1 protein-coding gene is annotated in these 2,087 nt (G+C 75.4%); it reads left to right on the plus strand.

The genetic code is table 11. From position 1 onward, the window contains the following. A partial coding sequence (gene cobT / locus AB8Z36_RS38775) for a nicotinate-nucleotide--dimethylbenzimidazole phosphoribosyltransferase (protein WP_369218060.1) occupies positions 1-1,970 on the plus strand: 1,970 nt, incomplete at its 5' end. Positions 1,971-2,087: the final 117 nt, after the last annotated feature.

Consider the following 2,087-nt stretch of genomic DNA (forward strand, 5'->3'; position numbering starts at 1 on the left):
TGCCGGGCCCGCGCGACGGAGCCGGGCCCGCGGCCGAGGCGCCGCAGAGCGCCGCCGGGGCGGCAGCCGAAGCCGCCGGGCCCGCCCCGGAACCGGCGACCGCCGTCGTGGCCGCGGCCGGGTTCCCGCCCGCCGCGGGCGGGGGCGGGGGGGGGGGGGGGGGGGGGGCCCAGGGCCCCGAGGCCCTCGTCATCGAGGCGGCCGAGGAGGAAGCCGCCGAGCCCGTGCCGTCCCCCGGCCCCGCCGCGCCGGGCTACGACGACGCCGAGCGCGAGGCCGTCCTGCGCGTCATGCGCGAGCGCCGCGACATCCGCAACGGCTTCCGCGCCGACCCCATCCCGCACGAGGTGCTGCTCCGCGTCCTTGAGGCCGCGCACACCGCGCCGTCGGTCGGCCACTCCCAGCCCTGGGACTTCGTCGTCATCAAGTCCGCCGACACCCGGCGCTCGATGCACGAACTGGCCGTGCGCCAGCGCGACGCGTACGCCAAGTCCCTGCCCAAGGGCCGCGCGAAGCAGTTCAAGGAACTGAAGATCGAGGCCATCCTCGACACCCCGGTGAACATCGTCGTCACCGCCGACCCCACCCGCGGCGGCCGCCACACCCTCGGCCGGCACACCCAGCCGCAGATGGCCCCGTACTCCTCGGCGCTCGCCGTCGAGAACCTCTGGCTCGCCGCCCGCGCCGAGGGCCTCGGCGTCGGCTGGGTCAGCTTCTTCGACGAGCGCGAGATGGTCCGCGCCCTCGGCCTGCCCGAGCACCTCGAAGTCGTCGCCTACCTCTGCGTGGGATATGTGGACGAGTTCCCCGACGAGCCCGAGCTGATGCAGGCGGGCTGGTCCAAGCGCCGCCCGCTCTCCTGGGTCGTCCACGAGGAGACGTACGGCCGCCGCGCCCTGCCCGGCGAGGACCCGCACGACCTGCTCGCCGAGACGGTCGCCAACATCCGCCCGCTGGACGCCAAGGCGCTCGGCGAGGCATGGGAACGCCAGAAGCGGATGACGAAGCCGCCGGGCGCCCTCGGCATGCTGGAGATCATCTCCGCCCAGCTCTCCGGCCTCTCCCGGATGTGCCCGCCGCCCATCCCGGAGCCCGCGGCCGTCGCGATCTTCGCGGGCGACCACGGCGTGCACGCCCAGGGCGTCACCGCCTGGCCCCAGGAGGTGACCGCGCAGATGGTCGCCAACTTCCTCGGCGGCGGCGCGGTCTGCAACGCCTTCGCCAACCAGGTGGGCGCCGAGGTCTGCGTCATCGACGTGGGCGTGGCGAGCGAGCTCCCCGCCACGCCGGGCCTGCTGCCCCGCAAGGTGCGCGCGGGCACCGCCGACATGACCACGGGCCCCGCCCTGACCCGCGAAGAGGTCAAGGCGGCCATCGAGGTCGGCATCGAGACCGCCCGCGACCTCGTCGCGGCGGGCAACAAGGCGCTGCTGACGGGTGAGATGGGCATCGCGAACACGACGGCGTCCGCGGCCCTCATCTCCGTCTACACCGACACCGACCCGGCCGAGGTCACCGGCCGCGGCACCGGCATCAACGACGAGATGCACACCCGCAAGGTCGAGGTCGTCCGCCGCGCACTCGACCTGCACCAGTGCGACCCCGCGGACCCGATCGGCGTCCTGTCCGCCATCGGCGGCCTGGAGCACGCGGCCATGGTGGGCCTGCTCCTGGGGGGTGCGTCCCTGCGGACGCCGGTGATCCTGGACGGCGTCAGCGCGGGCGCCGCCGCCCTGGTGGCCCGCGCCATCGCCCCCGAGGTCCTCGCGGCCTGCATCGCGGGCCACCGCAGCGCGGAGCCCGGCCATGTGGCGGCCCTGAACAAGCTGGGCCTGCGTCCCCTGGTCGACCTCGACCTCCGCCTCGGCGAGGGCACGGGCGCGCTGCTCGCCCTGCCGGTCGTGCAGAGCGCGGCCCGCGCGATGCACGAGGTCGCCACGTTCGACTCGGCGGGCGTCACCGAGAAGTAGCCACGGGGCCCATCCGTTCCGCCGCCCGCGTTCGCGGGAGCGTGCCGTTCGGCGGAACGGGTGGGCACGAACGCCCACGTCCGCAAGAGGTGGGCACGAACGCCCACGTCCGCGACG

This window comes from Streptomyces flavofungini, assembly GCF_041028215.1.
GTDB lineage: Bacteria > Actinomycetota > Actinomycetes > Streptomycetales > Streptomycetaceae > Streptomyces > Streptomyces flavofungini_B.